Raw genomic sequence first — 26,063 nt, forward strand, 5'->3', positions numbered from 1 at the left:
ATAAATAAATTGAGGGGATTTAATGGGGATTTAATAAGGACGTATTATTTCTCGTGCTACGCATCTCGATTGGGAATGTTTTCCCGATCGTTCCATAAATAAATAATTTCTGTTTCCTGTTCCCTACCCTCATGAAGCGATTTACAACTTAAATAGGACTGCTATAAATTGCGATCGCTAAGCGAGTACCGCGAGTACCAACGCACACACAACAGGATGATTCAAATTAGGAATGACGCCATTTAAACCGGTAGTTGGAGTTCATAAACTTGGTGAATCTGGTTATCATCAGTTGGTATAAATGATACTTTTACTCAAGTGTCACTAGTTTTTGCAAGACAACTATTTAAAAGCAATTGTCCCACCTTTTATCCCGACTTTGTCACCTTGCACAGTAGATACTAGTTATGCCTGTGGCAACAAATTTGATGAAGGTGCAATGAATAGCAGTCTCCTTTACCAATCAGTTGATGCTCTGCTTACTCGGAGAAATGACACTCCGCTGATTAGGGATTTTGATGCTTCAAAGCAGGTCGAACTGTTTGTGACACTGAAACAGTTTCAGTTTAGCGGTCAACTTGTATTGACCGATGTAATGGGGCGAGAGTGGATTGTTCACCTGTATCGCGGTTTCATCGCGTATACCACTGGTGGAGATCACCCAGTGAGACGCTGGAAGCGGAATTCAGCGCTCTATCTGCCCCACCAACCTGCTGATATTTCAGCACTACAGTACGAATTGGTTAATACGACGCCTGAAGATTTTGATACCTGTTGGCAGTACCAACTATTGTGTTTGTGGGTAGAGCAACAAAAAATTACCAAGGAGCAAGCTGCCAGAGTCGTTTGGTCAACGATTGTGGAAGTGTTGTTTGATATCACGCAAGCAACACAGGTTACTTATGAACTCAGGCCTAACAAAACGCTGCCTAAGAGACTTGTTTTAATTGATGCAGCGCAAGCCGTTGCAGAAGCAGATCGGCTTTGGCAAAGTTGGAAAGCTGCAAAATTGGCAGATTGCTCCCCCAATAAAGCGCCTGCTATCGGTCAGGCAGGGGAACTGCAACAGCGAATTTCAACCTCAGTCTACCAAACGCTAAGCCAACTTTTAGAACAACAGCAGACCCTGCGTGAAATGGCAATAGACATGAAGCAGGACGTGTTGACTGTTATCCGTTCACTATTGCCCTATATTCAGTTGGGCTTGGTGGAATTAAAAACTATTGCTGACCTACCAGCCCCAATCTTTTCATCATCAACGCCATCAGAGGCTCGACGACCTTTAATTGCCTGTTTAGATGATAATCCTTGGGTTAGCCAAGAGATGGAAAAGATTCTGACAGCAGCAAACTATCGGTTTGTCGGTCTAAACGATCCTTTACGGGCGATCGGCGTTTTGTTAGCGCTGAAGCCGGATCTGATCTTTCTTGATTTGATGATGCCGAATACAAATGGGTATGAAATTTGCAGCAAGCTACGCAAGCTTGCCTGCTTCCGCCATACGCCAATTATTATTTTGACGGGAAATGATGGGGTAATTGATCGAGTTAGAGCTAAGATGGTTGGCTCTTCAGATTTTCTCAGCAAAGAAACAGTTGATACTAACCAAGTCATAGGTGTAATCAATAAGCACCTTAAACAGATTCATCTCAGTGAACCGGCGTTGTAAATCAAATGGGAAAAAGCAAGTTAAAAAACATTCAGTTATAGGGGTTTAGGTCTCGCAAAGCTTCATACAGCTTGTAAAAGGCATTTGTGAAACCTACCCTTACTTCGGAAGAGAAAAATTTTTGAAATTTTGAGTCTTGAATTGTTTAGCTGTGGCTATCTGTTATTTGTTGGAGGTACATATTTTATGAATCTTACCCTGACTACTGAGGATTCCTTGACTGATCAAACAGTTGCCTTGGTAGTTGATGATTCTCTACCTGCACGGGAAATGATTACAAAGTATTTGCATCAATCCGGTTTTCATGTTTTGACAGCTACTAACGGAGAAGAAGCAATACAACAAATCAGTAAACATAAGCCTAATATTATCATCCTAGATGTTGTCCTGCCGGATAGAAGCGGTTTTGCGCTTTGTCGAGATTTAAAGGCGACAGCTGAGACAACTAACATCCCCATTATTCTCTGCTCAATTAAAAAAACGAATGCTGATAAATTCTGGGGATTAAAGCAGGGAGCCAATGCTTACTTATCTAAGCCAGTTGCTGAGGAAGAACTACTCAGCGTTATAAATAATTGTTTGGGTGTCAAGTCTGATATTTAAGGAGACACCAATGACATCTGACTCTTTAGCATCATCATCAACAACAGTCCCATCCTCTGCAAAGGCAAGAGAGCAGTTTTTACGGTTTCAGCTTGTTCCTGACACAACAGTATTGCTGCCAATTTCTCAGATAGCTGAGGTCTTGACAATTCCTGTCGATCAGATTACGCCAATTCCTCAACTTGCTGCATGGGTAATGGGGGCTTATAACTGGCGGGGTCAGGTACTCTGGATGGTTAATCTGGCTCACTTGATCGGGTTCACACCTTGGCATCAACAAGGTATAAGTGCAACCTATAGCGCAATTGTACTGCGTGCCCGCTCTATGAGTACGCCAGACAACAATGCTGAGAACCAGATGATCGGGCTAGTGATAAACCGAGCAGAAATGATGGAGTGGTGCGATCCGGATCTGCTTCAATCTCCGTCGTCCGATGTCGTCACTCCTCAGTTGGTGCCGTTTATGCGCGGATACCAATTGAAATCCAATGGTGAACAGTTAGCCGTTTTGGATGATGAAGCCATTATTGCCGCCATATCCCAATCATAAGCTTCAGAAGCCATAAACTGATTGTTCTGCCTTTCTTAGCCTTGAGACGACTGCAACCAACTGCTCAGTTTTCATGAGGTAAATTCCATGACTCAGAATCATGTTAGGTCTGTGTTGCCTAACTCCCAAAATGCGAAGACAAGTAGAAACTCATCCAAAACTCGACAGCTTTTTCACCAATTGGGGAAAGCGAGTTGGTGGAAGGAATTGAGTCTACAAGTATTGAGTTTACCAAAGAGTTTGCCAAGAAAAGTCACAGTTCTGGCAGTTGCGATCGGTGTGATTCCGATCGCAACCGTTGGGGGTATCGCTTATACCTTGGCGAGTCGCTCGATCACAACGCAAATTTTTGCCGAGCAAGAAAGCCGCATCATTGGCTTGAGTAGCGCACTTACCATCACCATTAATGAGTTTGTGGAAGACGCTGAAATCATTGCTAAATCGCCTTTGATGATGGAGTCACAGTTACAACAAATTTCTGAGGATTCTTTCGCGATCGAGCCACCATTAAATCCAGCGATTTCGCACGAGCAACCAGTCGGTCTGCTAAACCGTTTTATGGGTCTGCTAAACAGTTTTATGGAGGCTAGCAACGGGAAATACGACAGTATTGCTGTCACTGACATAACGGGCAAATTGCTGTTTCAGTCCCAATCATCGCGACCATTTAGTGCCGAAGAGAACTATAGCGATCAAGAGCACTTTCAGCGAGCGGTCTCCAGCCAGTCTCCAGCCATTAGCGACCCAAAGATGACTCTCTCACCAGGCAGAAGTCACCTAGAAGTCGCTGCACCTATAAAACAGCCTGGAACAGGTAAAGTCATTGGTGTCGTTCTGGTGCGAATGTCATCAGAACGTCTAAACGAAATATTTAAATTTCTTGAAGACAATTCTTGGGAATATGAAATTGTCACTCCCGAAGGGCAGGTCTTTGCAGCCGCGGAACCAGATATGATCGGTCATTCGGCTGAAGCCGATTATGAGGGAATTTCCGAGACATGGCCACAGATGTTGGAAGCACTCAAGGAAAGATCGGTACTGACCTATGTGGCAACAGATAAGAACGATCAGGAAGAAGTTCTGGTCAGCTTTACAAATATGCCAGGGTTAAGAGGAGTGCCAGAACCTGGATGGACAGTGGGTATTGCCCGCCCTACAGTGCAAACCTTTGCTCCTTTAAGGAAGCTACGCCAAATTTTACTTGTGGGAATAGCCATAGCAGCCCTACTGGTAGGGACGATTGCCGCTATCCTAGCAAAGCGGGCTACCCGTCCTCTCCTAGATGCAACCTCCGCAGTGGAGAGCATGGGTCGAGGAAAATTGAATACCCGTCTGAATGTGAACGGTGAAGACGAGCTTGCTGTGCTATGTACCACCATCAACGATATGGCGCAGCAAATAGAACAGTTCGTGCAGGAGAAAGAACTCTTGCAAAAACGGGTGTTCGAGTTGCTGGTGGAAGTAGAGCCTGTCAGTAAAGGAGATCTGACAGTTTATGCCCAGGTGACAGACGATGAAGTTGGTACGGTCGCTGACTCTTATAACTATGTGATTGAGAACTTGCGGAAGATTGTGACTCAAGTCCAAACCGCAACCAACCAAGTAGAAGCAACAGCGAACGACAGTGAGGGTTTTGTTCAAACATTAGTTGAAGGTGCTTTACAGCAGTCCAACAAAATTACGGGAGCCATCGAGCGGATTCACGCAATGGATAACTCGATCCAAGCGATCGCCACGAATGCTAAAGCGGCAGAAGCAACAGTTCACCAAGCGACTGAAATCGTCCAACTGGAAAATGAACTGATGAATTTAACAGTAGACGGGATTATGGCGATCCGAGGCACAGTATCAGAAACTGCGAAGAAAGTCAAGCATTTAGGCGAATCTTCCCAAAAAATCTTTACAGTAGTAAATCTGATTAAGAATTTTGCCGAGCAAACGAATGTTCTGGCGCTGAATGCATCCCTCGAAGCTGCTCGCGCTGGCGAAGAAGGTCGAGGCTTTGCGATCGTTGCTGAAGAAATCCGAGAGCTAGCTCAGCAATCGGCAAAAGCCACCGATGATATCGAAAAGCTGATATCTAGTATTCAGCGGGCAACCAGTGAGGTGGTGACTGCAATGGAAGTCGGTACTGAACAGGTTGTGTCTGGAAGCAAATTGGTGGATGAAACCCGTTTGGGGTTAAACCAAATCGTCACAGCTAATGCTCAAATTCATGAAGTGGTGCAAGCGATCGCCCAAGCAACGGTAGAGCAAGCTCAAAACTCTGAGATTGTCACCCAAACGATGACAGAGGTTGCTACCATCGCCCAAAACACAGCAACTTCAGCTACGAATGTGTCGGTTTCCTTTGAGAAACTAATTGCAGTCGCCAAAGTGCTGCAAGGAAGTGTCAGTCAGTTCAAAGTAGATTAGCATCAAACGTTCCACGGATGACTCAGGGAGAAGCAGATTATGTCGATGTCTCGCGATGTTCACGACCAAACTTATCAATTTTTTATTGAAGAAGTCCCTGAACTGCTGCAAGCGATCGAAACAGGGCTACTCACACTGAGGTCTGAACGCAGCTCTACCAAACTCCACGAGGTAATGCGAGCCGCTCACTCCCTCAAAGGAGGTGCTGCGATTGTGGAGCTTGAGGGCATCGTAACCATTGCCCATCGACTAGAGGACACTTTCAGGGCACTCTACGACGAGACTATAGAAATCGATGCCGATCTCGAAGGGCTGCTGCTACAAGCCTACGATTGTCTCCGGCTTCCCCTTACAGAGCAGATTGCAACTGGCTACTTTGACTTAGAGTCAGCCTTAACCGCTGCCGATCCTATATTTACCAAAATAGAAGAAAAACTGGGAGATGCACTCACTCGGGCTAATTACTACATACCTGACTCTGCGGATCTAAACGTTGACATCATCGCCTCAGTCTTTCAGGTCGATGTAGCTCATGGTCTAGAGCGCCTGACTGTCGCAATCACTACTAGACCCCAAAAACATGAGATTGCTGAAGAATTACGCGCACAAACAGAACTTTTTGCTAAATTTGCTGAGTTTCTAGAGCTTCCAGGGTTGAAAGCGATCGCAGAAACGACTTTAGCTGCCCTAGAAGCTCACCCCGATCAAGCACTGCACATCGCCCAATTGGCACTTGCTGATTTTACTTCAAGCAGAGAGGCTGTTCTTGCGGGCGATCGCACCCAAGGAGGCAGCCCCTCGGCAGGTCTGATCGCTTTGGCAGAAACCACCGTAATTGACGAAGCACCGATAGATATATTCAACCCAGCGATCGCTTCCCTAGACTCAGAAACTGCGGTTGAACACCTAGAGGAAGGTCTCTCCCTTTCCTTAGAAGATTTATTGAGTGGAAAGACATCGGTTACATCTGCACAAGCGAGTGATAACAGTCCAGTTTTTCTGTTTGAGGTTGATATAGAAGATATAGAAGAAGTAACCCCAAACATCAACGATCTGGAATCGGCAACTAACATTATCTCCGGAACAGAGGCAGCAGAAGAATTACCATCTCTACCCAAGCTAAATCTTGCTAGCCCTACTCCTAGCAACGCTATTGTAGTCTCGCGGGCAACAGAACCTTCTGCAATTGAGTCTGTTCTGAAGCAGGAATTTCAGATTCGCAAACAGCCTCAGGAACAGCTTTCCAACAGTGCTTCCAATATTTCAGTTCGGGTTGACCTCGCTCGCTTAGATCGGATGAATAATCTCTTGGGCGAATTAACGATTAACCGCAATATGTTTGCTCTTGAGAACGAACAAATTCAGGAAGCTATTGAAGAGTTACTCCGTCGTTTCGATCGCTTTCAAGGAGTCATCGAGCAGATACAAAACTTATCAAACACCATGTTGGTCACTTCAGAATCCATTGACCACACAAAGAAGGTGGCGCTAGGGAACGGGAACCAGGAATCAGGTCTTTTGAATGAATCCTCTCATCGTTCCTTTGACTCTGGACATAGCCCTTCTGCATCTGGTCTTCAGTTATCAGCTTCTGAATTCTCCTTTACAGAGTTTGATGCTCTGGAAATGGATCGCTACGGAGCCCTACACTCTTCGCTTCAGGAAATCCTGGAAGAAGTAGCGCAGATCAAAGAGGCAGTGGATGATGTTGCCATGTTTCGGGGACGCTCGAATCGAACAATTCGACAGGAGCGTCAAATGCTCTCTCAGCTACGGGATGAACTCATGTGGTCTCGCATGTTGCCAATTGGTAACGTGCTAAATCGTTTTCCCAGAGTATTGCGGGATCTATCTACCACCTATAACAAATCTGTCAGCTTGAGACTAATAGGAACAGAAGTACAGGTTGAGAAAGCCATTGTAGAGAAGCTCTATGACCCGCTTCTGCACTTACTTCGGAACGCCTTCGATCATGGCATTGAGCCCCCAGATGTTCGGTGTCAACAAGGAAAACCAGAGCAAGGCGAAATTGAAATTCGAGCCTATCACCAGGGCAACCAAACTGTTGTTGAGATACGGGATGATGGTCAGGGACTCAATTTAGAGCGTATTTGTTCTCGGGCAATCGAAAGAGGCTTATTGTTGCCAGAACAATTGGCAGCGATTCCTACGGTGGAGCTGTTTGAACTGATCTTTGAGCCTGGTTTTTCAACCGCAAGTCATGTGAGCGAACTTTCTGGACGGGGAGTTGGGCTAGATGTAGTGAAAGCGCAGTTACAATCCCTTAAAGGCAGTATCACTGTTACCTCCTCTCCTGGACAAGGCACAACCTTTACTTTACGCCTGCCATTTACACTAACGGTCGCCAAATTACTAGTTTGCTCAGTCGGTTCCACAACTGTAGCACTGCCAATCGACAGCATTGCCAGGATTATAACTCCCCAAGCTACTCAGACTCACCAAGTTGGCAGCCAGCAATTTTTAACCTGGCAAGAGCAGTCTATTCCTGTTTATCGATTGGCCGATCTTTTGCACTACAACTGTCCATTGCCAGAAACCTTTTCTAGCAATGCGGTGGTTGCTGTTTCCTCAACAGAAAACACAACAGAAAACAAAATCCCACCACTGCTGCTGATCCGTCGAGAGCAAGAGATGTTTGCTCTAGAAGTTGATTACATAGTTGCTGAGCAAGAACTGGTAATCAAACCCTTTGGAGCGATGATCGCCCCTCCCAACTATATTTCTGGTTGTACCATCCTGGGAAGTGGCTGTCTAATTCCCGTGATGAATGGTGTGATGTTGCTAGAAGAGTTTATGGCGCAGAGCAAAACTAACATGGCCGCCATAGCACCTACAATCGAATCGTTAGCCACTCACGAGCATTTATCTGCCTACGAGACACACACAACGCCTACAGTGCTTGTTGTTGACGACTCTACTACCGCTAGACAAGCTTTAGTTCTCACTTTAGAGAAAGCTGGCTATCGAGTTTTGCAAGCGCGAGATGGATGGGAAGCGATCGAACAACTGCGGTATGGTTCAATAATGGTGCAACTGATCATTTCTGATGTCGAAATGCCTAATATGAATGGGTTTGAGTTTCTTGAATATTGTCGTCAAGACCCTCAACTAGCAACAATTCCTGTAGCAATGTTGACAACCCGTGGTAACAGCAAACACCGCAATTTAGCAATGCTCCTAGGTGCTAGCGCTTACTTCACCAAACCTTACATTGAGTTAGAACTGCTATCGGCACTGAGCAACATTGTTGGTCAGAATGCGCCTCAAAAAATACCTTACCTTTAAAAAGTAAAAAGATAAAAGTAAAAAGTAAAAAGAAAATCCCCATAAATAAATTAAGGGGATTTGAAATGGACGCATTTTTGATCGCGCTACGCGTCTCTCAAAAAGTATTTTTACTTGTTTCATAAATAAATTTAGAGGCTTCAAACCCAATATTTTCTTCTTATTTATGAATGCCTTTTTACTTTTTACTTGTTCGATGATGTGATGAGTCAAAATTCATAAGAATTTTTTAGTCAATCCTTAACCTTGTTTAATATGAAGCTTTAACTTCATATTTTTTAATAAGAAATGATATTGTTTGATCAAATGGTCTTGTTCATAAAACAAGACCATTTTTGATCGTGATTAGCACTCACACCTATAACAATACCAATCTCTTAAATTCTTTGTGTCCTACCCTGCACTCCCAGCGCGCAGCGACTTCCCGTAGGGTAGCCCAAAAAGGTGCGTATATAAGTCATTTGTGGTTAGTTAAACAAAGATTTTCTGGGTGGGGAAGGGATTAATTAATTTTTCCTCTGACCAATCATTTCTTGATGGTACAAGCCCCCGGATTTATTCGTGGAATCAAAATCCACGCATCCAAAATCCAAAATTGTTTGACAGTAATCCACAATGTTCAGGAATGATTTGGATGGCTGCAAAAGACATTACTTTTAGTCAGATTGTTACCTCATCGCATTTAGACTCTGTAGACCGATAGGCTTTTTATAAATTGGCGAAAACCTTATGTCTGAAAAAACAACAGAAACAACAATCCTAGTTTTACTTCTTTTAACTGCGGCTGGACTAGTTGGTTTAGGGTTTTGGTGGGCTAGTGATGGGTCTGGTTTTGGATCTGCTAGCAACTTGTTGGTGGATTCTATAGATGGTGCTGGGAAAAAACTACAGAAGCCTTCCGATCGGACTCTGACCTTTGCCGCTTACAATCAAGCTCGAACCTTTGCCGAAGTGCCAAATATTCCGTCCGGATTATTTAGTTATGGAGGCAGTACAACTTGGGCACCAATCCGAAAAACACTAGACCCAATTATTCAAACCACCCAACCGCAATTTAGATTGCGCTACACCAATCCAGTCATTGGTAAACCTGGGTCTGGTACAGGTATCAAGATGCTGTTAGAGAACCAGCTTGTTTTTTCTCAGTCCTCGCGCCCAGTTAAAGATAAAGAATACCAGGAAGCACAGCAACGCGGTTTTTCTCTCAAAGAAATACCAGTGGCGATAGATGGAATTGCGATCGCCGTTCATCCCAATCTAAACATTCTCGGTCTCACTGTCGCTCAACTCAAAGATATCTACACAGGCAAGATTAATAACTGGAAGCAAGTCGGTGGGCCAGACCTCCCTCTGACTCCCTACTCTCGACCTCAAGAAGCAGGTGGTACGGTAGAATTCTTTGTAGACAACGTTTTGCAGGGTGGGAAACTCGGTACTAATGTCAAGATTGTTGATGACACAACCAGTGGAGTGAGAAAAGTGGCTTCAGACCTTGGTGGTATCTATTATGCTACTGCCATTGAAGTATTGTCACAATGTAAGGTCAAACCTTTGCCGATTGGGTCTAAAGCAGACCAAATGGTTTCTCCCTACCAAGAGCCTTTGGTGGAGCCTTCTCAATGCCCAAATCAGCGCAACCGCCTCAACAGAGTAGCCATACAAAGTGGACAATATCCAATTACTCGCCGATTGTTTGTGATCGTTAAGCAAAACGGTCTAGAGGATGAACAGGCTGGTATGGCTTATGCTGCTTTGTTATTGAGTAATCAAGGTCAGAAGTTAATTAACGATGCTGGATTTATAAGCCTTCGCTAGCTAGTTGAACTTAGAAATCTATCTTCTGTCCCGAGTTTGCCACCTTTTTGTCCCAGGTTTGTCTATCTTCTTTTGCTTAACTAAAAGTAACAATTTACATATTTATTTAGAATCTCAATACCTTTACTGTCAATGCATTCTCAGAACTTGGTTCTTCGTGTTTGCTGCCACTTCAAGCCTTAGTCTGGTGTACTGCTAGCTTAAGTTAGCTAGTGATGGCAGCGTAGCTCTTAGGTTAGATCACTGCGTTGACGATTGCTGACACTAAGCCTGGCAACTTCCTTGTTGTTGTTTTGTTAGGCTTAACTGTTCAACTCATCCGGCTTTTTATCACAGAGAATCAAGCAAAAAACGCGTCAATCACTGGGATTTTGTTATGTCTTCTAATTCTCTTAAGAGACAGCTAGACTCATTTGCTCGGCTCAAAGACCGCTTCCTTGGATCACCAGAGCAAGCGCTAGAGCAGGCTCATCAGGCTGCATTAAAAATCGAATTTATTGAAGGCAAATACTTCAATGGTGACAAGATACGTGATAATGGTCAGATTGTCTTTCCCCAAGAAGAGTTCGAGAACAATTTGGACATTCTTAAACAAAGAATGAAAGAATTCAATGCAAGCAGATCTACACTCGGCACGCTCGGACAAGATCACTTGATGAGGCTGATATTTGTAGAGGGAATCTTAGCAAAATATACTAATGATTCAGACACCTCTGCATTGGCTCCGATACCATCTACAACTTCTAGCCCAGTCGTTAATCAAAAGTCATATCCACCAGGGGTAAATATCATTGAAGTTAAAGATGTTAAACCCGTCCCCCCTGGCAAGCGAAAAAAACAAACCTCAAAAGATTTTGAATCGCAACCATACACCGAGTCAGACAATGGTAAGTCAGGAGTACTGCCAAGATCAATCAAGAAGACGCTCGATAAGGTCAAAAACGATCTGAATCCTGGAGCTGAAGAAGAGATTGTTAATGCATATCGCCGCTCTAGAGCAAAAACAGTTATTGCTCTGAGGCTTTTGGCATTGTTAATTATTGTCCCCCTAGTGACGCAACAGGTATCTAAAAATTTCTTGATTCTTCCAATAGTAGAAAAGTTCAGGGGAGGAGAGGAAGCGCAAGTATTCTTAAACTCTGAAATGAAGGAGGAAGCCCTTAAAGAACTAAACACTTTTAGAGAAGAACTCGAATTGGAAAGCCTGATCAGTTCTGCTCCTAAGATGGAGGCAGAAGCTATGGAGGAGAAAGTTAAACATAAAGCAGTTGAACTTACAGAAGAATTTCGTCATAAGAGTAGTAGTGCTCTTAGCAACGTTTTTGCTGATATAGTGGCGCTTGTAGCTTTTGCCTTGGTACTGTTGTTCAGACGACAAGATATCGCTGTCCTCAAATCTTTCATAGACAATATTGTGTCTGGTCTGAGCGATAGCGCCAAATCGTTTGCCATTATCTTAACAACTGACATATTCGTGGGTTTCCACTCTCCTCATGGATGGGAGGTTCTGTTAGAAAGCTTGTCAGCCCATCTGGGGATTGCTCCCAATAAAAGTGCGATCTCTCTGTTTATAGCAACAGTCCCAGTTATCGCTGACACAATGGTTAAGTACTGGATCTTCCGCTCGCTCAGCCGGATGTCTCCTTCGACAGTAGCTACCTTGAAGGAAATGGACGATTAACGCTTGATGCTTGTATGCTTCAGGTGGCTGTGTTGCAAAAATTTTTCGAGGTCGTGAAAACCCTTTTGGTAGATTTCTGATTTATGCAGCCACACTGAACAATTGGGTAATAAATTTCACTTTAATAAATTTCACTTGGCTAACAAAATCAGCTTTTTCTATATAAATGTAATATTGGTCGACTGAAATTAATAGGGACTTGGGATTTACATTTTTACCAAATCAAACAAATCAAGCGAGTTAGGATAGTTAAGCGTTCAGATGGCTACTACGTTAGTAAAGAGTCAAAAAATAGCTTTCAACTAAGCGGAAAAATCGAGAGTCAAGTTAAAATGCCATGAAGTTGAAAGAAACGGTTGAAACTCCAAGGCACTTCCGCACCTCGGGGAAACAGCTATCTAGACAACTAAATAACTATGAAGAAGGTAACGGGGAAGAGGCAACAGATGTTGCCCCTTCCCTTTAAGTAACGCTTAACTACCGCAGGAAGTGTGGAGTACTTCACTGAACCGATACCTTAGAATGTGGGCAGAGGAATTTTTCAAGGGGGAACTTCCATTAGCCATTAGAAACTAAAGGTGGTTCTCACTGCACCAATGACAACATCATCGTTATCATTGTTATGATTTGGTTTTGTCAGCCAGATAACTCCTGGCGTGATGGCGATATTATCTGTCACTCTGTACTCGTAGAACGCTTCAATGTGATAAGAAGTATCCTCGTCTTCTTCAATTTCATTAATGCTGGAACTAGTGACTTTAGGCTCCATACCCACAATGATGCCAGCCAAGTTTCCTTGTTTACCCAAGTCGGGCAATGCTAGAGTGACAGCCCAATTCCAAATGTCAACATTACCACGGTCAACTGTTCCTTCTGCTGTGGACAAATTACGAGCATTTGTGTATCCAGCCCAACCACCCAGAACAAATTTGTCACTTAACTTCCAAGACAACTGTGCACCATAAGAATTGCTGGAAAATGGTACATCAACACCCAATGAATCACTCAAAAAGGATTGGGGATTTGCCCTATTGCTGCCAGTTTCCAACTCCCGGTTATAGCTATTTATATAAGTTAAGCCAAGAGTTAATTTATCGCTAGGCTTGAAAGTCAACTGTGCCAGCGCACCATATGGACCATTGAACAAACCATTATCATCTGAGGGGTTATTCGCTGAATTTGCCAAATACGCCAAACTCAATTCTAGGCTCTTACCCAAATCCTGCCTGACTACCAGCCCTGCACCATCTTCTAGCTGAGAATAAATTGGGTTGCGAGTGCCAAAGGCTGACAAAGCACCTTCTCCACCGTCGCCATCCAAGATATTTACTGTGTCAGTAATATCATCTGCATCACTTCCATTCGCATAAACACCGATCCTAGTGCTTTCACCTAGAGAGAAACCATAGAAGACCGTTTCAATTAAGGCATCAGTGGAACCATCACCATCCTCACTGGCAAAGGCTAACCTACCCTCTTGCGTGTCAATCTCTGGGCTGACAATATTATTAGTCGCAATGCGGATTTTAAGTTCATCTTCTCCAGTGAAACTAGAGAGTAAATCCAGACGTACCCTTGCCCCCAGGGTTGTATTGTTATCGTCATTTCCTGAGAAAACATCAGTCAGACCAAGGACTACTTCCCCTTCTAGTTTTGTAGTCGTGGAAAACTGATTGGCTTCCAACTCAGCATTACGAGCTTCAAGAGTATCTACACGACCCCGTAGTGTCGCTAACTCCGCAGTAAATTCTGACTGCAATCGTTGCAATGTGGCTAAATCTTCTTTAGTCACCAAATTTGCTGTCTTCGTGGCAATTAATTCGTTCACTCTGTCTAGACAAGCATTCAAACCTGCGGCAAATTCGTAGCGCGTCAGCGGCCTATTGCCTCTATACGTGCTATTAGGGTATCCAGCAATACAACCGTAGCGTTCTACTAGAGATTGCAGTGCACCAAAAGCCCAATCTGTAGGTTGCACGTCTGATAACTGAGAAACCGACGTAACCTGTGCAATTTTGCGATCTTGACTGATTCTCTCTTGGGTGTGTGGTGAGAACTGAGCATCTTGATGGACAAATTTTGGCGACGTTAACAGTAACTGGTGCTGAGGAGTATCAAAACCCTTGTCCTGTTGATTATCAGTTTGCGTTGTCACCTTTTTTACATTACGGTCTTTGCTTGTTGCTGCTGAATTCCGATCGGGGGAAATATTTTGTGTTTGGTCAGGTGTTGTTTCCTTTGCAACCGTACTTTTAGCATCAACCTGTGTTGTTCCCAAAACAGCGAAACTAGCTAATAAAGATTTCCACAAAATTTTTGTCATCTTTAATTTTTTCCTCACACTAGTTAATCTGGTTGTGTTGCAAAAATTTTTTGAGGTCGTGAAAATCCTTTTAGTGAACAAAATATTCAGTTCTCGGAATGTCAGGTGCGTTACGTTATCGTTAACGCACCCAAAAGTCTCACGCTCTTGTAGTTCTGGACAGTGTCAAACAAAGCCCAGAAAATAACATGATACTAGCAATAGAAGCAATCAAACTTGGAGAGCGTCAGTTAAATTAAAAGTCATAGTCGTTACCTCGGTTTTCTATTTGTATTAAGTTTTTCAAGTGCAGAATCAAGTACCTGCTTGTATTGATTCAATGTGTAAGTTTTTTTGGCAGTAATTAGCAAAGCAATGAAAATTAGCAGTTGGATTGGTAGGGGTGCAAAAGCCAGGCTACAAAAAAGTAAGAACAAGGCTATTAATCTAAGTACTAACCGCTCTATATCATCCGCAATATTTGCACTGATGTAAAAAGAAGCAGTGCCAAGTGCTAGGGTAATTAATGAAGTGAAAAACATGACAAGTACCTGGTGACTTTCACGGTTTTAATTTGCAAGTATCTCCAAGGCACACTGTTACCGCACACCAAAGAGGAGCGATCGCTTTAAAAACGGCGCTGGGTTAATCCCATAAATTCCTAAAGAACTGACAAGCTTATTAAAAGCATTACTGGGTAGGGCTTTAAATGAATGATAACATCAGACGATACATGGAATTTTGATACTTATTGAGTCTATAGCAATGCAAATTGAAAGCACTAAAAGCAAGCCCAACACCACAATTCACAAATTATTTAACAGTTGTCACTTAATCAGAACTTCCTTTCCGAAATCCCTAATTTGTTGAATTTTCAGATTAACAAAAAGCTATTAAGCGACAAGCCTATACAGGATTGCTATATTCTCAAAAAGCAAAGTTTTAAAAATAGCTTTTTTCGTTGAAAAGCACTACAAATTTGCTTTGAACTTTTCTCAGAACAAAACCTAAGATGCTTACCCCGTAAAGCTCTGATCGATATTATTCACTCACCCTTTTATCTATAAATTTAAGCTGCCAATAGGGACAAAATCGGGACAAAATAGAATTGTGTTGCAAAAACTGGTTGAAAACAGAGGAATCGCTGACTTATACTTCGCTCATCCCCATTGCTTGTAGTTGAGATGCGATCGCTCGACTGCACCGATCCAAATCTTGGTAAGTCAGTGTTGCTTATTGCGTTTCGCCATCTACTAGAAAAGTAAAAGCATTGCTATTTGGTTGTGTAAAACTTCTGTAGCGCAGATATCAACTTATTCCTGACCCAGTTGTGGGGACAGCGATGTGTGTACCGATAGGGTGTAAGGGGAATGGGATGATTAAATGCGATCGCTAAATTTTGAACTCCCCATTTCTGATAATTCTAGACATCTGCGACAGGCAAAATCATTCCGCTGCTACTTCTTTGGAAATGGAGGATTCCGCTGCGGTGGCAGTTCCGGTTGCAATTCTTGCCGTCCATTACGAACAATCCGCATCATTTCGTGCAGCCGTTCTTCGATACTCTCTAGAACACTATCAGCATAATCGTCAGCACCCTGTTGAATTTCTTCTGCTTCTGCAAGAGCAGTTTGGCGCATTTCCTCTATCTCTTGCTGACACTGACGGCGGCGGCGATCAATTTCTTCTAGAGTATCTTGCATCATAGCTTCACATTCTTGTTGCACCTGTCGCCGTATTTCCAAAGCTTGCCGTTCAGCCTGTTTGAGAATATCGCTGTCGTCCAGAATTTGCGCTCTTTTAGCTTGTGCGGCTTCCACAATTTGCTGCCCGTATTCTTCTGCTTGCAGGATAATTTCCTGCTTTTGTTGAAGTATCTCTGTTGCTTCAGCAAAAGCTGGTGGCAAAGACAGCCGGATAAAATCAAGCTGATCCAACAGCCTTTCTTCATCCACTAACGTGTGTCGCGTCAGTGGAACGCGAAAGCTACTCAGAATCATTTCTTCGAGGCGATTGAGTTCCAATTGAATATCTACGCTTCTCATAGCCGTAGAATTTTCATGGGAAATTCCATCGTTTAACTCTGGCGGGGTTAGACTGCTTCCGTTTTGATTGAGTTCGATACGGGATGGTTTTGGGCGTAGCATTGGTAAATTTCCAGGGCGACGTGCGGGGGAACAAGATGATCGACAGAGCCACCAAACCTTGCAATCTCTTTTACCACACTACTACTTAAAAAACTATACTCATTTGATGTTGCCAGAAAAACAGTTTCTATATCTACAGAAAGAGTTTTATTGATGTGAGCCATCTGTAGCTCGATTTCAAAGTCTGAAATTGCTCTTAGCCCCCGCAGTAAGACAGAAGCTCCCCGCATTTGGGCATAATTGACAGTTAGACCATCGAAAGCGTCTACTTCCACATTGGATAAATGTTTGACTGATTGACGAATCTGTTCTAACCTTTGTTGCACGCTAAACAATGGTGTTTTGTTAGGATTCCGCAATACGGCGACAATCACTTGCCCAAAAAGCCGACTGCCGCGTTCGATGAGGTCAACGTGTCCTAAAGTAATTGGGTCGAAACTTCCTGGATAAATGGCAATCACAATCAAACGATGCCTCACAGTTGTTTAAGTGATTATATCTAACCACCGTACATTAGTATAAAACGCAATTTTTGCTTTATAAATTAGCTTGGTTAGTAGTGAACGCTACCTGTAGTTATGCCTCTAATATCGGGAATACAAAAAAAATTATCCAGTAGTCGCAAGACAATTTATTTTATCTTCTTAACTAAAGGAGACAAAAAATCTATGCTGTGGCTGTTGCACTTGTAGCGCGACAGTTTAGAGTGGTGAGTGGTTAGTAGTTAGAATTTGTTGTTTGTTGGTGGTTCTTTGTTGCTTGGATTTTACTCAATAGTTTTCAAACAATCAACAACCAACAACCAACAACCAACAACCAACAACCAACAACCAACAACCAACAACCAACAATGTCTTCTAAGCACTTCTGCATGGCACTAGATATTTACGCCTTGCCCTTGGCGTTTAAATTTACATCTCCTGGCCCGATTTTTGTGCAATTGGGGCCAATCACGATCCGCTGGTACGGCTTGTTAATTGCTACAGCAGTATTAATTGGCGTGACTCTTTCTCAGTACCTGGCAAAGCGCCGTAATGTTAATCCAGAGTTGATCAGTGATTTGTCAATTTGGCTGGTTATTGGGGCAATTCCAGCAGCACGGCTATATTATGTTTTGTTTGAGTGGTCAAAATACGCCCAGAACCCAGGAAGCATCTTTGCTATTTGGGAAGGAGGGATTGCTATTCATGGGGCAATTCTTGGTGGTATTCTGGCGGCTTTAATCTTTGCTAAACTCAAACGGGTTTCTTTCTGGCTACTGACAGATTTGGTGGCTCCTTCGCTGATTTTGGGACAGGCGATTGGACGTTGGGGCAATTTTTTTAACTCTGAAGCTTTTGGCGCTCCTACGAATTTACCCTGGAAGCTATATATTCCCCCAGAGCGTCGTCCCCCAGAATTAGCTAATTTTGAATACTTTCATCCTACCTTCCTTTATGAATCTCTGTGGGATTTAATGGTTTTTGCTTTGCTGATGACGTTGTTCTTTCGGAGTTTGCGGGGTAAACCATCTATCAAAACAGGTACGTTGTTTATGGTTTACTTAGCAGCCTACAGCCTGGGACGCCTGTGGATTGAAGGTCTGCGAACTGATAGCCTAATGCTTGGGCCGCTGCGAATCGCACAATTGGTAAGTTTACTGGGAATTGTTTTGGGATTAGCCGGATTAGCGTGGCTTTACATAGCTAAACGTCCATTACCAGATGTAGTTTCTACTCTCCAAGTTGATAAAGAGAGAGGGAGATAGGGAGAGTGGGAGAGTGGAAGATGGGGAGATGGGGAGAAAATAATTCAAAATTCAAAATTCAAAATTAAGAATCTTTTTGACTTTTGAATGCGTGAATGCGTGAATGCGTGACTTGTTACGCCACCAACCAACAACCACTAACAAATAACAAATAACCAATAACCAATGACCAATGACCAATGACCAAAAAATAAAAAATGCCCCAGAGTTATCTCCAGGGCTTAACCAGGGTGCATCTACCATTCACCTCTACTAGATATAGGGAGTCGATCCGGAAAGATACTGAGAAAATCCCAAAAAATTTTTTTGAAAAATAGCTATCTACTCTTTTATGCGTGAAAACACTACAAAGTTATGTGCTGATAAAAGCAACAAAAACTTAAAATCTGCCGTATATATTGTGGGAGCAGGCCCAGGAGATCCTGATTTATTAACTATTAAGGCACAAAAACTGTTGATGGCTGCGGATGTGATTTTATTTGCTGACTCTTTAGTACCTCAACAAATTTTAGATTTTTGTCGCCAAGATGCGGAGATCGTTCGGACTGCAAATAAGACTTTAGAAGAGATTTTGCCACTGATGATCGAACGAGTGCGATCGCACCAGTCTGTTGTTCGCCTTCATTCTGGCGATCCTAGTCTCTATAGTGCCATCCACGAGCAAATGTACCTCTTGGCAGAGGCAGACATCCCTTTTGAAGTTGTCCCAGGTATCAGCGCTTTTCAAGCCGCTGCTGCCAAACTCAAAGTAGAACTGACTGTTCCCGGTTTAGTTCAAACAATCATCCTGACTCGCATTAGCGGACGCACAGAAGTTCCCCCAACAGAAGAATTAGCTTCTCTCGCCGCCCATCAGGCTAGCCTCTGCCTTTATCTGAGTGCGCGTCACATCGAAGCAGCCCAAGCCAAATTACTCGAACACTATGGTGCTGATACTCCTGTGGCAATTTGCTATCGTCTTGGCTGGCCCGATGAAAAAATCTGGGTTGTCCCCCTTGACAAAATGGCAAATTATACCCATGAAGAAAATCTAATTCGCACCACACTTTATGTGATTAGTCCTGCACTAGGAGAAGTAATCGGGCGATCGCGTCTATATCACCCCGAACATACTCATCTATTTCGTCCCAGAGGATAACCACCTTCTACCAAAAGATGCCTGTACTACAGCTCCTCCTGTTCGTTACACTGAGCAATGTGGAAAAAATATCAGGTAGATTAACCGATGCTTGACGAACAGGCGAAAAAAACAATGCTGTTGAAAATACCCCACGGATTGTATATCTGTGGTGTTAAAGATGGGGAAGAAATCAACGGCTTTACAGCTAGCTGGTTAATGCAGGCTTCATTTAAACCCCCCCTGGTTGTAAATTGTGTCAATCAAAACTCCATTTCTCATCAAATGATTAAAAACAGTGGGGTATTTGCAATTAGCTTTTTGGAAGAAGAACAAAAAGATTTAGCGCAAAAGTTCTTCAAGCGGATGCGTCGGGTTGGCAATAAATTCGAGGATGTAGAATTTTATCTAGGTGAAACAGGTTGTCCGATTATTTCGGACTCTTTGGGATATATCGAGTGTCAAGTCGTCGATGCAGTATCTAAAGGCGATCACACTGTCTTTGTTGGTGAAGTGATAGCTGCTGGTATTCACCGTGAAGGTAAACAGCTGCTATTGGAAACTACAGGTTGGCAGTATGGGGGTTAAATAGTTAGTGGTTAGTGGTTAGTGGTTAGTGGTTCATAGAAAAACCATCAACGACCAACAAACAACAACCAACAATCAACAATCAACAACCAACAATTAACTAAAATCCAAAATTTGTGTTATGCCTTTGATAAAAGTACAATCTTCTGTATCTGCGTCTGAAAAAGCTGAAGTTGAGGCAATGCTCAAAAACTTATCAGCGAAGTTAGCTAAACATACCGGAAAACCCGAATCCTATGTAATGACAGCTTTTGAAGCGGGGGTTCCGATGACGTTTGCAGGCAATACAGATCCAGTTTGCTATGTAGAAATTAAAAGTGTGGGTACAATGAAGCCAGAACAAACTCAAGTGATGAGTCAGGACTTTTGCCAGGAGATTAATCAAGCGCTGGGTGTACCTAAAAATCGAATTTATATTGAGTTTAACGATGCCAAAGGGTATATGTGGGGCTGGAATGGCACGACTTTTGGTTGATTGTTTTTCAAATTAATTTCTTTCTAATTTACAGTTGAATTTTAGATAAATTTCTTTAAAATCGGGTTTTTCATATAAATTATTCAAAAACCCGGTTATTTTATGCTTGTAAATAAAATTATATTATGCAAATTGAAATTCCCATTCAGCACAAAGCTACCCAGTTAACCCCAGCTTTGAGTGAGAAGCTGTAGGATAGAGATCCGGCACACACTTAATAATTTCCTATGTCTGCTACTTCTGTTTTGTCCCAGATTGACTCACCCATCCAAACAATAGCAATTCCTCCGCTACTAGGTGCTTCGGTGGCGGAGTTAACTGCTTGGGTGCAGCAGCAGGGACAACCCGCTTACCGAGGCAAGCAGCTGCATGATTGGATCTACAACAAGGGAGTGCGATCGCTTGCTGATGTTTCTGTCTTTCCCAAACAATGGCGTGCAGAAGTCGCAGATATTCCCATTGGACGTTCTACCATACACTACCGCTCTGTTGCTCCCGATGGTACTGTCAAATATCTTCTGCAACTGGCAGATGGATTTATCATTGAAACTGTCGGCATCCCTACCTATCGGAGAGGGGGAGAGTGGGAGAGTGGGAGAGGGGGGGAAAATCCCAAATCCTTAGAAAGATTGACGGTTTGCGTCTCAACTCAGGTAGGTTGTCCGATGGCGTGTGATTTCTGTGCCACTGGTAAAGGCGGCTATAAGCGCAATTTGACACGGCACGAAATTGTCGATCAGGTGTTGACGGTTCAAGAAGATTTTCAGCAAAGGGTTAGCAACGTTGTATTTATGGGTATGGGTGAACCGTTGCTGAATACAGATAATGTCCTTGCAGCCATCAAATCCCTTAATCAAGATGTGGGCATTGGACAGCGTTGCATGACTGTTTCTACAGTGGGGATACGCGATCGCATCCGTCAGTTTGCCCAACACGAACTGCAAGTTACCCTAGCGGTGAGTCTCCACGCACCTAACCAAGCACTGCGGGAAAAACTCATTCCTACTGCCCGCGCCTTCAAGATTGATGATTTACTGGCCGAATGTCGAGAATATGTAGAAATCACAGGACGCAGGGTTACTTTTGAATATATTCTCCTTGCCGGTGTCAACGATCTGCCAGAACACGCTGCCGAACTGGCAAAAAGGCTGCGAGGGTTCCAAACCCATGTTAATTTAATACCCTACAATCCTATTTCGGAAGTTGACTACAAACGCCCTAACCGCGATCGCATTCAAGCCTTTGTCAAAGTCCTCAAACAACATCATATCGCTGTCAGCGTGCGTTATTCTCGTGGTTTAGAAGCAGATGCCGCTTGTGGACAGTTGCGGGCAAGCAAGCAATAGGTATGAGTAGTTAGTAGTTAGTAGTTAGTAGTTAGTAGTTATTTGTTTACCACTATCCACTATCCACTATCCACTAACCTAATTATCGAGGTGCATAAATTCCAGGGGCATAAGCCTCAATTACTTTCCCTGTACGCGTGCAACATACCATCAAATAATCACAGTGTTGGCATTGTGTCCGCGTCAATTGGCTATCAGAAATATAATATCTTTCACCTTCACTGCCACAATTTGGACAGTGAATGTTTTGTGCTATATGCATTGTAAAATCCCTGGATATCATGATGATATTTTGTTTATAAAAACAGCAGGTCAATTCAACTAGTTAATCTTTTGGTTTTCCATTTTTAACCAAAAGCAATATTTTATTTTCTGGCTTTACATCAAAATAGCCTAGAAAGTTTGAGAGATGTTAATTTTTTTTATTATCTTAAGATTTACACTATTTAATCATCCAACTTTAGATATAAAACTTTTTATTTATGTTCCAGCCTATTATAGATTTGCTGATCCCCACCGATAATGCCTTGAGATTACTAAACTTGTAATCATTTGAATTTGGATTTACTGGTAGAAGCTATACCAACTTCTGGGAGTAAGACAGAAGTTTTTGCGTTTAGTACTGACCTTACCTCGTGACTGCAAAAAGAGTATATCAACGCGAATTATGGATGAGATGCTTCTATAAGACAGAATGTTAGTCACAAATAGATAAAAAACTAACAAATTTTTGGTTTGAGTAACAAAATGTAAATTTTAAGTTGAGACTTGCTTTTTATTGCTATTGAAATTGTGATTTAACTATCGCAATAAAATTTAAGAAAAAATTCAAAAAAAAGATGAATTTTATTTAGCTGTGTTTGCTAATCTAATGATTAGTAATGGGTAATGGGTAATGGGTAATGGGTATTGGGTTTCCCCAATAATCAATTACCCATGATTTCTTCTCAGGTGTTCTTCAGCATAATCAAAGAATTAGCATTGGATATATATCTCTCAAGAAGGATGAAAATAATCATAAATTTCTTGAGCCAAACGTGAACCAATGCCCGGCACTTCAGCTATTTGTGTAGGTGTGGCCTGCCGAATATAGTCAACAGAGCGAAAATACCCCAAAAGCTGCTTTTGGCGATAGTGTCCTAAACCAGGAATTTCATCTAAACGCGATCGCTTCAATTTATCGCTGCGTTGCTGACGGTGAAAACTCACAGCAAATCGATGCGCTTCATCTCGCAACCGTCGCAAAAGTTGTACTCCCGGTTGTTCTGCGTCGGTTGCAAGTGGTTCAGACTCTCCTGGTAGAAAGATCTCTTCTCGCTTTTTGGCAAGACTGACGACACGCAAGTCTTCCAATAAATTCATTTCTTGCAAGACTGCTACAACCGAGGATAACTGACCTTTGCCGCCATCGATCATAATTAAATCCGGCCAGTCAGGATTTCCAATTCGTGCCAATTTTGGATCTTCAGCATACTTGCGGAAGCGACGCCCAATAACTTCGGCGAGACTAGCAAAATCATCAGAGTGTCCGACTGTGACTGTGGGATTTTTAATTTTGTAGTGCCGATAGTGCTGTTTGGCGGGCAAACCATCGATAAACACAACTTGAGAAGCTACAGCATTTGACCCCTGGATGTGGGAAATGTCATAACCTTCGATGCGGCGGGGTAAGTCAGGTAAATCGAGGATGGTGGCTAAATCTTCTATTGCCTGTTGGTTGCGATCGCTCAATTTTTGCATTCTTTGCAATTCATACTGAGCATTTCGCTCTACCATCTCGATCAATTCTGCCTTAGTTTGCCGCTGAGGAGCCACAATCGTTACTTTTCTGCCTTTACGCTGCGTCAGCACATCCCCCAGTATCTCTGGTTCTGGCAATGCGTACTGCACCAAAATTTCTGTAGGAATTTCCACTGCATCGGCAGTTTGGTAGTGTTCCTCCAAGACGCGTTGTAAGATTGCTCCCAGTTCTAAGGGAGGAGTGGGAGAGGGGGAGGAGACTTCGGCGATGAAAGCAAGGCGACCAACTAATTGCCCAGCACGAATTTGGAATAATTGAATGCAGGCGTGTTGGGTGTCGGCTGCTAAAGCGATCGCATCTCGGGAAACAGTATCATCCGGTAAAGACACTTTCTGATCCGCTGTCAGAGATTGTAACCCAGCAATTTGGTCGCGAATCCGCGCCGCTGCTTCAAAGTTCAGCGCTTCTGCTTGTTTGTGCATTTGTTCTGTAAGGACGTCGATGAGTTCACTGCTTCGTCCTTGGAACACCATCGCTACTTTTTGCACGGTTTTGCGGTATTCTTCAGGAGTAATTAGCGATTGACACACACCTGGACAGCGCCCTAAATCGAAATTCAAGCAAGGACGGTCTTTAAAAAGTGGTTGGGGTCGTTGTCGCAGGGGGAATATCCGCTTACACAAGCGCAAGATTTCCCGCAGTAAGTGAGCATCAGTATAAGGGCCGTAGTATTTATCTTTTTGGTTGCCTAACTGGCGTTTGCGGGTGATATAGATACGCGGGTAGTCTTCTGACCAAGTGATGCAAATGTAGGGGTATTTTTTATCATCTTTCAGCAGCACGTTGAAGTATGGTTGGTGCTGCTTGATCAGGTTAGCTTCTAACGCCAAGGCTTCAGATTCTGTATCGGTGACGATAAATTCAATTTCTGTCACCTGCCTTGTCATTGTGGCAATACGTTCGGTCAGTTTTTGTGATTCTCGAAAATAAGAACGGACACGCGATCGCAGTTTTCGTGATTTACCTATATATATAATGCGATCGCTCCCATCTCGCATCAAATAAACTCCCGGTTCCGACGGAATTTCAGCAAGACGGTTTTCTAGACGTTCTAGATCTTTTACTAGTGGCAGTGTTTGAGCAGATGTTGTCACAACCAGATTTTGGTAATTTTACAATTTACCTATATATATTTTAAGTAAAAATACTGTTCTTGGTTGTTGATTTGATATTTTCCCTTCTGCTTGATGGCTTCTACTTAGTTATAAACGAAGCTTTACCAGAGCCTCAATATCTCTTGTTGATTAAGTCTGTAATTTCCATAAAAAATATATGTTCATAGGTTTATTATCCTTTCATCTTCAGATATTTAATTGGTTTTTAATTTGGGCATAAAGTTTTTTATTCAATTAGGTAATCCCTTATTTTCCAACCAACATCTATTTTTTTATCTTTAATTTTTTAATTTTCCTATAAAGTCGTCTACTGTTTATAATTTAGAGACTATTTATAAAGTAAATCTTAACTTGGTAGTAGCGTGACCGGGCTAATTTGGTGCATAAATATAAATCTTGTGGTGTGGACATCTTGTCCGCATCGGACGGGCTAGAAGCCCATCCCACAAGAAAGCTATAATGCATCGTTTTACCCTTGTCATGCCAGTATTAGCGCGTCTACTCTAATACTTTTTTAATAAAATTCAATATTTATTATATAGATGCTTTAAAAAACATTAAGCAGAATAACGGATTTATAAACTACTATATGTATATTATGATTTATTTTATATCAAAAACATATTTAAATTAGGAATAAATAATGAATATACAAGATTTTGAATCTCAATATCGCGATGCTATGGCTGACACTCTCAACGAGTTGCAAGCAGCTATGTTAATGTTAGCTCAAGTACAAATTAAAATATCTAAAATTGGTAATAATGTACAAAATTTAAGTCAGGTTTTTGAAGAATTCATGACTCAACAAAAAACAGAATAATCTATCTTTTCAGACAACTTTTATATACGCTTACAAGCTAACTCTTCTTCAATTGCTAGAATCAATTCGGTCAGATTTACAGGTTTAACAAAGTAACGACGAGCGCCTAATTTCATGGCTCGTTCCTGATCTGACTTAAAAGCAAAAGCTGATACCACAAACACGGGTATGCATGATAAATTTGTTTCTTGCTGGATTTTCTCTAAGAGAGAATAACCATCAATATCTGGTAATTTTAAATCTAATAAAATTAGATCTGGTTGGAATTTATCTATGGTTGCAAAAAAATTAGCCCCCTCTGGCAAAGCTTGGACTTCATATCTATAATAACTTAGATAATCACTAAGCAACATTCTATTGATATCATTATCCTCAATTAGTAGAATTCTTCTACTTATAAGTGATTGAAATTGCTGTTTAATAGTAAGTAATTGCGCTGACATCTCTACCTATTCATTTTTGCACAAAAGTCAACAATTATTGCCAAAATTTAAAACCACTCTCGTCTTTAAAAGCTATTAATATTATTAAAATCAATATATCTCCATCAGTACTGATTGCTT

The 26,063-nt window shown here is 42.3% G+C and carries 20 protein-coding genes and 1 pseudogene; 15 read left to right on the top strand and 6 right to left on the bottom strand.

Going from position 1 to position 26,063, the window contains the following annotated elements; genetic code table 11:
• Positions 1-331 precede the first annotated feature (331 nt).
• The 9 genes and pseudogenes from FIS9605_RS0101110 to FIS9605_RS45950 all read left to right on the top strand — a co-directional run bounded on the left by FIS9605_RS0101110 (position 332) and on the right by FIS9605_RS45950 (position 12,505).
• Positions 332-1,669, top strand: coding sequence for a response regulator (locus tag FIS9605_RS0101110; RefSeq protein ID WP_231510195.1), 1,338 nt, complete (start codon positions 332-334; stop codon positions 1,667-1,669).
• 186 nt (positions 1,670-1,855) lie between these two features.
• Entirely contained in the window at positions 1,856-2,272 is a 417-nt protein-coding gene (locus FIS9605_RS0101115; protein ID WP_026730939.1) for a response regulator transcription factor, read from the top strand.
• A 10-nt stretch (positions 2,273-2,282) separates the two neighbouring features.
• Complete coding sequence (locus FIS9605_RS0101120; protein WP_026730940.1) at positions 2,283-2,822, top strand: chemotaxis protein CheW; 540 nt, start codon at positions 2,283-2,285, stop codon at positions 2,820-2,822.
• Positions 2,823-2,909: 87 nt separating this feature from the next.
• The gene (locus FIS9605_RS0101125; RefSeq protein ID WP_026730941.1) at positions 2,910-5,237 is read left to right on the top strand and encodes a methyl-accepting chemotaxis protein; all 2,328 of its coding nucleotides are present in this window, start codon (positions 2,910-2,912) and stop codon (positions 5,235-5,237) included.
• A 39-nt stretch (positions 5,238-5,276) separates the two neighbouring features.
• Positions 5,277-8,543 carry a hybrid sensor histidine kinase/response regulator gene (locus FIS9605_RS0101130; RefSeq protein ID WP_026730942.1) on the top strand — a complete coding sequence of 1,089 codons (3,267 nt, stop codon included), beginning with the start codon at positions 5,277-5,279 and terminating at the stop codon, positions 8,541-8,543.
• A gap of 729 nt (positions 8,544-9,272) precedes the next feature.
• Positions 9,273-10,358: a PstS family phosphate ABC transporter substrate-binding protein gene (locus FIS9605_RS0101135; RefSeq protein WP_026730943.1), complete on the top strand. Its 1,086-nt coding sequence runs from the start codon at positions 9,273-9,275 to the stop codon at positions 10,356-10,358.
• A gap of 376 nt (positions 10,359-10,734) precedes the next feature.
• Positions 10,735-12,039 (top strand): proton extrusion protein PcxA, encoded by a 1,305-nt coding sequence (locus FIS9605_RS0101140; protein ID WP_026730944.1) that lies wholly within the window; start codon positions 10,735-10,737, stop codon positions 12,037-12,039.
• A gap of 155 nt (positions 12,040-12,194) precedes the next feature.
• Positions 12,195-12,314 (top strand): annotated as a pseudogene (locus FIS9605_RS44850) (RNA-guided endonuclease TnpB family protein); the annotation flags it as partial.
• A 62-nt stretch (positions 12,315-12,376) separates the two neighbouring features.
• Positions 12,377-12,505, top strand: a complete 129-nt coding sequence (locus FIS9605_RS45950; protein WP_269321000.1) for a hypothetical protein — start codon at positions 12,377-12,379, stop codon at positions 12,503-12,505.
• 99 nt (positions 12,506-12,604) lie between these two features.
• Here FIS9605_RS45950 and FIS9605_RS0101145 read toward each other — a convergent pair whose 3' ends face one another.
• The 3 genes from FIS9605_RS0101145 to coaD all read right to left on the bottom strand — a co-directional run bounded on the left by FIS9605_RS0101145 (position 12,605) and on the right by coaD (position 16,949).
• Complete coding sequence (locus FIS9605_RS0101145) at positions 12,605-14,362, bottom strand: iron uptake porin (protein ID WP_026730945.1); 1,758 nt, start codon at positions 14,360-14,362, stop codon at positions 12,605-12,607.
• 1,436 nt (positions 14,363-15,798) lie between these two features.
• Positions 15,799-16,365: a hypothetical protein gene (locus FIS9605_RS0101155; protein WP_026730946.1), complete on the bottom strand. Its 567-nt coding sequence runs from the start codon at positions 16,363-16,365 to the stop codon at positions 15,799-15,801.
• Positions 16,366-16,433: 68 nt separating this feature from the next.
• On the bottom strand, positions 16,434-16,949 hold the full coding sequence (gene coaD / locus FIS9605_RS0101160; protein WP_026730947.1) for a pantetheine-phosphate adenylyltransferase: 516 nt from the start codon (positions 16,947-16,949) through the stop codon (positions 16,434-16,436).
• Between the two features lie 410 nt (positions 16,950-17,359).
• On the opposite strand from coaD, the gene lgt reads away from it, so the two are divergent.
• From lgt to rlmN, 5 genes are all read left to right on the top strand, one after another.
• Positions 17,360-18,235, top strand: coding sequence for a prolipoprotein diacylglyceryl transferase (lgt, locus tag FIS9605_RS0101170; RefSeq protein ID WP_026730948.1), 876 nt, complete (start codon positions 17,360-17,362; stop codon positions 18,233-18,235).
• A 331-nt stretch (positions 18,236-18,566) separates the two neighbouring features.
• Complete coding sequence (cobM, locus tag FIS9605_RS0101180; RefSeq protein WP_026730950.1) at positions 18,567-19,373, top strand: precorrin-4 C(11)-methyltransferase; 807 nt, start codon at positions 18,567-18,569, stop codon at positions 19,371-19,373.
• 87 nt (positions 19,374-19,460) lie between these two features.
• Complete coding sequence (locus FIS9605_RS0101185) at positions 19,461-19,940, top strand: flavin reductase family protein (RefSeq protein ID WP_026730951.1); 480 nt, start codon at positions 19,461-19,463, stop codon at positions 19,938-19,940.
• Between the two features lie 121 nt (positions 19,941-20,061).
• Entirely contained in the window at positions 20,062-20,415 is a 354-nt protein-coding gene (locus FIS9605_RS0101190) for a phenylpyruvate tautomerase MIF-related protein (RefSeq protein WP_026730952.1), read from the top strand.
• A 227-nt stretch (positions 20,416-20,642) separates the two neighbouring features.
• A complete protein-coding gene (gene rlmN, locus FIS9605_RS0101195; RefSeq protein ID WP_026730953.1) occupies positions 20,643-21,761 on the top strand; it encodes a 23S rRNA (adenine(2503)-C(2))-methyltransferase RlmN in 1,119 nt (372 codons plus the stop codon).
• Between the two features lie 82 nt (positions 21,762-21,843).
• On the opposite strand, the gene FIS9605_RS44855 is transcribed toward rlmN, so the two are convergent.
• On the bottom strand, positions 21,844-22,023 hold the full coding sequence (locus tag FIS9605_RS44855; protein WP_072032351.1) for a transposase: 180 nt from the start codon (positions 22,021-22,023) through the stop codon (positions 21,844-21,846).
• Between the two features lie 734 nt (positions 22,024-22,757).
• On the bottom strand, positions 22,758-24,656 hold the full coding sequence (gene uvrC / locus FIS9605_RS0101200) for an excinuclease ABC subunit UvrC (protein ID WP_026730954.1): 1,899 nt from the start codon (positions 24,654-24,656) through the stop codon (positions 22,758-22,760).
• A gap of 664 nt (positions 24,657-25,320) precedes the next feature.
• On the opposite strand from uvrC, the gene FIS9605_RS0101205 reads away from it, so the two are divergent.
• A complete protein-coding gene (locus tag FIS9605_RS0101205; RefSeq protein ID WP_026730955.1) occupies positions 25,321-25,500 on the top strand; it encodes a hypothetical protein in 180 nt (59 codons plus the stop codon).
• A gap of 20 nt (positions 25,501-25,520) precedes the next feature.
• Here FIS9605_RS0101205 and FIS9605_RS0101210 read toward each other — a convergent pair whose 3' ends face one another.
• Positions 25,521-25,943 (bottom strand): response regulator, encoded by a 423-nt coding sequence (locus tag FIS9605_RS0101210; protein WP_026730956.1) that lies wholly within the window; start codon positions 25,941-25,943, stop codon positions 25,521-25,523.
• Positions 25,944-26,063 lie beyond the last annotated feature (120 nt).

This window comes from Fischerella sp. PCC 9605, assembly GCF_000517105.1.
Classification (GTDB): domain Bacteria; phylum Cyanobacteriota; class Cyanobacteriia; order Cyanobacteriales; family Nostocaceae; genus PCC9605.

Bases quoted from the DNA above. Each gene is read 5' to 3' on its own strand.
- FIS9605_RS0101210 (WP_026730956.1), bottom strand. From the start codon at position 25,943: ATGTCAGCGCAATTACTTACTATTAAACAGCAATTTCAATCACTTATA.
- FIS9605_RS0101130 (WP_026730942.1), top strand. From the start codon at position 5,277: ATGTCGATGTCTCGCGATGTTCACGACCAAACTTATCAATTTTTTATT.
- FIS9605_RS44855 (WP_072032351.1), bottom strand. From the start codon at position 22,023: ATGCATATAGCACAAAACATTCACTGTCCAAATTGTGGCAGTGAAGGT.
- FIS9605_RS0101135 (WP_026730943.1), top strand. From the start codon at position 9,273: ATGTCTGAAAAAACAACAGAAACAACAATCCTAGTTTTACTTCTTTTA.
- rlmN (WP_026730953.1), top strand. From the start codon at position 20,643: ATGTCTGCTACTTCTGTTTTGTCCCAGATTGACTCACCCATCCAAACA.
- FIS9605_RS45950 (WP_269321000.1), top strand. From the start codon at position 12,377: ATGAAGTTGAAAGAAACGGTTGAAACTCCAAGGCACTTCCGCACCTCG.
- FIS9605_RS0101185 (WP_026730951.1), top strand. From the start codon at position 19,461: ATGCTTGACGAACAGGCGAAAAAAACAATGCTGTTGAAAATACCCCAC.
- lgt (WP_026730948.1), top strand. From the start codon at position 17,360: ATGGCACTAGATATTTACGCCTTGCCCTTGGCGTTTAAATTTACATCT.
- FIS9605_RS0101145 (WP_026730945.1), bottom strand. From the start codon at position 14,362: ATGACAAAAATTTTGTGGAAATCTTTATTAGCTAGTTTCGCTGTTTTG.
- FIS9605_RS0101115 (WP_026730939.1), top strand. From the start codon at position 1,856: ATGAATCTTACCCTGACTACTGAGGATTCCTTGACTGATCAAACAGTT.
- FIS9605_RS0101140 (WP_026730944.1), top strand. From the start codon at position 10,735: ATGTCTTCTAATTCTCTTAAGAGACAGCTAGACTCATTTGCTCGGCTC.
- FIS9605_RS0101190 (WP_026730952.1), top strand. From the start codon at position 20,062: ATGCCTTTGATAAAAGTACAATCTTCTGTATCTGCGTCTGAAAAAGCT.
- FIS9605_RS0101125 (WP_026730941.1), top strand. From the start codon at position 2,910: ATGACTCAGAATCATGTTAGGTCTGTGTTGCCTAACTCCCAAAATGCG.
- cobM (WP_026730950.1), top strand. From the start codon at position 18,567: ATGCGTGAAAACACTACAAAGTTATGTGCTGATAAAAGCAACAAAAAC.
- FIS9605_RS0101120 (WP_026730940.1), top strand. From the start codon at position 2,283: ATGACATCTGACTCTTTAGCATCATCATCAACAACAGTCCCATCCTCT.
- FIS9605_RS0101205 (WP_026730955.1), top strand. From the start codon at position 25,321: ATGAATATACAAGATTTTGAATCTCAATATCGCGATGCTATGGCTGAC.